The organism is Corynebacterium sp. ACRPS (genome assembly GCF_022346005.1).
Lineage (GTDB): Bacteria > Actinomycetota > Actinomycetes > Mycobacteriales > Mycobacteriaceae > Corynebacterium.
On sequence record NZ_JAKRMY010000016.1, the window covers coordinates 40478 to 46491 of the forward strand.

5 protein-coding genes, 1 tRNA gene and 2 pseudogenes are annotated in these 6014 nt (G+C 57.3%); 2 read left to right on the top strand and 6 right to left on the bottom strand.

Features of this window, described 5'->3' with window-relative positions; all coding sequences use genetic code 11:
* Positions 1 to 3 precede the first annotated feature (3 nt).
* The gene (locus MHX65_RS09635; protein ID WP_239269878.1) at positions 4 to 402 is read left to right on the top strand and encodes a hypothetical protein; all 399 of its coding nucleotides are present in this window, start codon (positions 4 to 6) and stop codon (positions 400 to 402) included.
* Between the two features lie 33 nt (positions 403 to 435).
* Here the strand turns inward: MHX65_RS09635 and MHX65_RS09640 are convergent, their stop codons facing one another.
* From MHX65_RS09640 to polA, 3 genes are read right to left on the bottom strand one after another with little or no spacing between them, the layout of a single operon-like run.
* Positions 436 to 807, bottom strand: a complete 372-nt coding sequence (locus MHX65_RS09640; protein WP_239269879.1) for a hypothetical protein — start codon at positions 805 to 807, stop codon at positions 436 to 438.
* 38 nt (positions 808 to 845) lie between these two features.
* Positions 846 to 1778 (bottom strand): DNA glycosylase AlkZ-like family protein, encoded by a 933-nt coding sequence (locus MHX65_RS09645; protein ID WP_239269880.1) that lies wholly within the window; start codon positions 1776 to 1778, stop codon positions 846 to 848.
* A gap of 10 nt (positions 1779 to 1788) precedes the next feature.
* Entirely contained in the window at positions 1789 to 4437 is a 2649-nt protein-coding gene (gene polA, locus MHX65_RS09650; protein ID WP_239269881.1) for a DNA polymerase I, read from the bottom strand.
* Positions 4438 to 4581: 144 nt separating this feature from the next.
* Between polA and MHX65_RS09655 the strand changes: the two genes are divergently transcribed.
* Positions 4582 to 4655, top strand: a tRNA-Leu gene (locus MHX65_RS09655).
* Between the two features lie 158 nt (positions 4656 to 4813).
* On the opposite strand, the pseudogene MHX65_RS11680 reads toward MHX65_RS09655, so the two are convergent.
* The 3 genes and pseudogenes from MHX65_RS11680 to MHX65_RS09665 form a co-directional block, all read right to left on the bottom strand.
* A pseudogene (locus MHX65_RS11680) lies at positions 4814 to 5222 on the bottom strand (transposase); the annotation flags it as partial.
* A gap of 165 nt (positions 5223 to 5387) precedes the next feature.
* Positions 5388 to 5624 carry a transposase gene (locus MHX65_RS09660; protein WP_239269882.1) on the bottom strand — a complete coding sequence of 79 codons (237 nt, stop codon included), beginning with the start codon at positions 5622 to 5624 and terminating at the stop codon, positions 5388 to 5390.
* A gap of 41 nt (positions 5625 to 5665) precedes the next feature.
* Positions 5666 to 5893: pseudogene (locus MHX65_RS09665) on the bottom strand (integrase core domain-containing protein); the annotation flags it as partial.
* Between the last annotated feature and the right edge of the window lie 121 nt (positions 5894 to 6014).

Consider the following 6014-nt stretch of genomic DNA (forward strand, 5'->3'; position numbering starts at 1 on the left):
AACATGATTGCCGAAAGACTGGGAATTGCCCTGCGCCGTGCTGTGGCATGGTGGATCGACGCCTTTCTCGTCGCCGCCATCGTCACCGTGGTGCGGTGGCTGATTAATGCTCTTGCCAGTACCCCCTTATCCGGCCGCCCCGAAGAAATCTACGAGGCGGTCGCTCTCGCCGTGGCCTTTTATATCTACCGCGTGTGGGTGGGAGACGAAGAAGTCTACCTCGCTGGGCAAATGGTCGATGCAGTTAGAAATTATCCCGGCCCGCTCGCCGTTTGTCACCGCCTGCCTGCGCAATTCGTGGCTGCTGCTCACGCCCCTGACGCTTACCGGCTGGGGCATCGACGGCATTATCCTTGCAATTTTAGGCCTTTCGGTTTTAGCCATCGGCCAAACGCCCTTTGACCTCTTGGCCGGCTGCCTAGTGGAAAAGCGGCCTCAGCAAGATTCCACCGCGATGCGCGGCGAGAGGTAGTACACCACGGCAGCAATAGTAATGAGCGCAAATACCCACGAATATGGGAAGGCCACGGCAATGACAGTTACCGCGATCATTACACCGGCCGCCTGTATTCGGTAGCGCCACGGGTTCTCGCCTTCCCTGGCGGCGTTGCCAGCAGAAAGGAAAAACCCAAAAGTTATAACCGCATAGAATATGAAGTCGGATGTATCGCTGCTTACCGCTTCTTTTAAGCCGCTCTCAGCAATCTGTCCCGCCAGGTATGCGACCATGGCTGCCCACGTAGTCTCAAAAAAGCGCAAGGTGTAGGGGTGAGACTTCCACGTAATACGTTTTCCGAGAAACTCCATGAAATTACTTTAAAATCCTCTTCTGCCTCACGCACTTCTCAGCACTCCTTCCACTGGCGTTCCACGCGGCCTGCTGCGTAAGCGGGAATCCCCCAGTCCTCAATCCCCTGTTTATTCCACATGCCGCGCACTTGGCCGTCGATAACGATGGCGCGGCGGAAAATGCCCTGGTTCCCGGGAACGAGAGCATGGTGCATATCCGCTGACATGGCAAAAAGCCGATCTTGGTAGCCCAGGATATACTCATCAAAGGCGCCTAAAAGCAGCACCGATTTCTTCTTTTTCACCTCTGGTAGCTCTAGGACCTCTGCAGAGACCAGCTCCTCGCCTTCCCTTCCTATCCGGATAAGGTCATCAGGCAACTTCTCGGCTGCGGGACGAATAAGTCTTTGGGGCAGCTTGCACCACCACGCAAAGTCCTGCACAGTCGCCGGCCCATGGGTGCGAAAATAGCGCGTCATCAATTCCGTCGTGGCGGCCACCGAGTCGCCATTAAAAAGGGCCTCCATGCCGTCTAGCTCGACCGGAGTAATGAGCTGTTCTTCGCCCGCATAACACGCATGCCCGCTTTCCATGCTAATACGTACTACGTGCCAGAAAGGCAACTCGGGCAAGGCTTGGGCGGCGCGTGATTTCAATTCTGCGCGCGTTAATGGGGCATCGATAAGCTGCAGCACGGCTTCCCGTACCGCGGCATCTCCCTTGCGAGGCTTTGCGCACAGTTCAGTTATCCAGCCCATATCCTTGACGGAGGCGGCGAACAACGTATTGCGCATCGCATAGCCGCGCACGATCTCGGAGTTATCCGATTCATTCGGTGCACGCAGTGCCAAGGACCGGCGCACCGAATGCAGGTCCTGGCCCTGCATGACGCCAAAGGCGCGCACTGCCTCTGCGGCGGTGTGCCAGCGCAGGGCCGTAAGCCCCTGGGCGGCCAAGCGCATGCGGGCGCGCTCACGCCGGTTAAGCATCATCATCGAACTAGTGGGCCGCGGCGTCCCAATCCGTGCCGGCACCAGCAGAGACCTCGAGTGGCACATTCAGCTCGATGGCAGAATCCATCTCGCGCTCAAGAATCTCGCGGACTTGATCGGCCTCACCGGGGGCGACCTCCACCACCAATTCATCGTGCACCTGGAGCAATACACGGGATTTCATATCGCGCAACGCGCGGTCCACGCGAATCATCGCGACCTTAATGATATCTGCGGCCGTTCCCTGGATTGGGGCATTGAGCGCAGCGCGTTCCGCGTTTTCGCGGGCCAGCCGGTTATCGGAGTTGAGCTCTGGCAGGTAGCGGCGGCGACCAAAGAGCGTGGCCGTATAACCATCCTTGCGGGCTTGCTCCACGACATCATCCAGGTATTTCTTCACGCCGCCAAAGCGCTCGAAGTAGCTTTCCATAATGGACTTGGCTTCGCCCGCCGGGATTCCCAGCTGCTGCGAAAGTCCAAATGCGGACAGACCGTAGACCAAGCCATAAGACATGGCCTTTACCCGGCGGCGCAGCTCAGGGGTCACCTGGTCAACGGGCACATCGAAGACCCTAGAACCAACGAAATTGTGCAAGTCCTCGCCGGCCTTGTAGGCCTCAATCAACCCGGGATCGGCAGAGAGGTGCGCCATAACGCGCATTTCAATCTGCGAGTAGTCCGCGGTCATTAGCTGCTCAAAGCCCTCTCCCACGATAAACGCCGAGCGAATTTGGCGACCGGCCTCCGTGCGCACCGGGATGTTTTGCAGGTTGGGCTCCGTCGAGGACAAACGCCCCGTCGAAGTCACCGTCTGGTTAAAAGTGGTGTGGATGCGGCCATCCGGCTGAACGGTCTTGATGAGGCCCTCGAGCGTGGTCTTCATCTTTTGGTACTCGCGGTGGGCCAAAAGGTGATCCAAGAACGGGTGCGGGTGCTTGATGGCCAGCTGCTCGATTTCCTTCGCGGCCGTGGAGTAGCCCGTCTTCGTCTTTTTCGTCTTGGGCATATCGAAGGTCTCAAAAAGTACGTTCTGCAGCTGCTTGGGCGAATTCAAGTTGAGCTTGTCATCGCCAGCAAGCTCGCGCGCGGAGCGTTCTTGTTCCGCGACCTGCTCCACAAAGGCATCCTTTTGGGTTTCCAAAATGTCTACATCGACCGCGATACCCGTAGCCTCCATGCGCGCCAGGATGGTCACCAGCGGCAGTTCCAGGTCGGTGTACAACTCGAAAGAGTCGATGTCCTGCAGTTCCGTAGTAAGTTTTTCCGCCAGCTCCATGATCGCTGCTGCCTGATCTACCAGAGAGGAGTTATCCAGCAGCGACATCTGATCCGAGGCGGCGCCGAGGGACTTTTGAAGGTGGCGCTGGTAGACATCGGAAAGCTCGTAGGTGCGCTGGCCTGGGCGCAGGATATACGCCGCCAAGGCCGTATCGTGTGCAAGCCCGTTAAGCTCGATGCCGCGCCCTGCCAACATGTGGAACGCGGCCTTCGCGGCGTGGAAATACTTGGGGGCCGGCGATTCTAGCCATTGGACCAAGGCCTTTTCCTCATCGGCGGATAGGTCCCCGAGTTCCACCTGCAGGCCGTGGTGCTCACGGTCCACCAAAGCGATGGCAGAGGCATCACCCTGACCCGGGGTGCCCGCGCCCTGCACATACACGGCTACGTGCTCGCGACCAGGTAACCATTCGCTCAGCGAGGCGTCATCGATGGTGAGCTCGACATCTGGGGCATCCGCGGATTGCTCAGCAGCCTCTGCGCCATCGTTGGGAATGGCCGCTAAGACACGATCGCGCAGGTTGGTGCCGAACTCCAGCTCATCGAACTTCGCGGCAACATCGGCAACCTTGGCTTCTCTGAATGCCAGATCGTCTGGGCCGACGTCTAAGTCCATATCTGTAATCATCTGGGTGAGCTTCCGGTTCATCTGCACCTGCTCGATGCGTTCGCGGAAGTTATTTCCCACCACGCCATTGATTTCCTCGGCGTGCTCTACCAGCGAAGCCAAGTCTCCATACTTGACTATCCACTTGGTGGCGGTCTTTTCTCCCACCTTGGGAATGCCGGGAAGGTTATCGGAAGGATCGCCGCGCAAGGCAGCAAAGTCGGGATACTGTGCGGGGGTCAGCCCGTATTTATCCTCGACGGCTTCCGGCGTAAACCGGTGCAGCGTGGATACGCCCTTCATGGGATAGAGCACCGTGGTCGAATCCGTAACCAACTGCAGGTAATCGCGGTCACCGGTGACAATCAGCGTCTCGTAGCCCTGCGCTTGGGTTGCCAGGGTGGCCAAAATATCGTCGGCCTCGTAATTTTCACGCGAGAGCGTCGTAATGCCCAAGGTCTCCAAGGTATCGCGAATGATGTCTACTTGGCCCTTAAATTCTTCCGGCGCGGCCTCTCGCTGCGCCTTATATTCCGGGAACATCTCCGTACGGAAAGTCTTCCGGCCGACGTCAAAGGCCACCGCGATAGCATCCGGCCTTTCCTCAGAGACGATATTGGACAGCATGGATAAAAAGCCATACACGGCGTTGGTGTGCTGGCCGCCGGAGGTAGAAAAGTTTTCCACCGGCAGGGCATAAAAGGCACGAAATGCCATCGAATGGCCGTCAATGAGCAAAAGGCGGGTCTTATTGGAAGTCACCTGCCCCATATTAGGCAACACAATGGACACGGCGATACCCCGCCCAACCCCACCGTCTTGAGCAGGCCTTTTCACCGGAAAGGGACCCCAATTAGGAATTGCGCCAACCCCTGCGCTAGTATTTCCAACAGTCAAAGGCGCTCGCTTTTGATTGCCCCTGTAGCCCAATTGGCAGAGGCAACGGATTCAAAACCCGTCCAGTGTGAGTTCGAGTCTCACCAGGGGCACATTGCAACCCCGCTTCCTTCCGGATAGATATCCACGGAGGAAGCGGGGTTTTGCCCGCATATCCGAATTTGTTGAGTTGTGGGGTTCGCGAACTAGACAACATTTAATGTTGGCGCGGTGAGGTTTCCAAGGTGTTCTCTTCTACTTAAACGGAACAGATCCTGGGACACTTCACAATCGCTTGGTTGAGTGCTTGCAGCGGTAATGCCTCGGTGCGCATCGAGTCCGATAATGCCCATCCACTATCCGTCGGGAGTAAACGTCAGTGACAAATGCGGCATACACAAAGCCTTTCTTCGTGCGCACGTAGGTAATGCCGGCCACCCACAGCTTGTTTAAGGCCTTGGGCTTTGAACTCACGCTCGACCAAATCCGGGCGCAGATCCGGCATGTTGAGGTGTACGGGTTGTGATAGGTGATCCGCCTGTGCCTTTGCCAGAAACACCGGCCAAGCGCATCAGCCGGGCGGTTTGCTCACGGCCGATATCTATTCCGTCACGGTGAAGCGCATGCCACATTTTCCGCACGCCGTAGACACCGTAATTATCCCGATTAACAGCACTAATGCGTTCAACTAGAACAGCATCACGAAGGCGACGAGCACTTAAGCCCTCGGGCTTTGGACTGGCGATAACCACGCGAGGTGATGAACCCACCAGCCCGGTTATTTTTCAACGTCTTGCAAATGAACTCGACAGAGAAACAATCCCGGTATTTATCGATGAACCGGATCATTTCCGACGTTTGGGGTCGAGTTCCGACGCGAAAAAAGCTGACGCGGCCTTCAGTAACTCGTTGGTATCTCGAAGCTCTTGATTTTCGCGGCGTAGCCTGGCGTTTTCGGCGGCCAAGTCTTCAGGCACTGGTTCTGGGGTGTTTCCTGCACGGCGAGCCTGTTGGGTCCATTGACGAGCTGTGTGCCATGAAACCCCCAACTTTGGAGCTACTGCCTGGCACGCGGCCTGCATCGACAGGGCCCGAACCCCGGAAAGTGGACACGGGGATTTAATCAAGATGCGATAGTAAGTGTAGCTGATCCGGCGGCTTCGAAGGCGTTCGGCGAGCGATAGCCGCACCACGAGTGCAAGCGCTTGGTGTTGTAGTGCGTGCACCACCGGAACACGTCCCGACGACATACGAGCTGACTTGGGAAAACGGACTCGTCCTGGAGGACTTCCCGTTTCAGCGTGGCGTTGAACGACTCCGCCAACGAGTTGTCCGCGCTCGTCCCGATTGCTGGGCCCGAACCCCGGAAAGTGGACACGGGGATTTAATCAAGATGCGATAGTAAGTGTAGCTGATCCGGCGGCTTCGAAGGCGTTCGGCGAGCGATAGCCGCACCACGAGTGCAAGCGCTT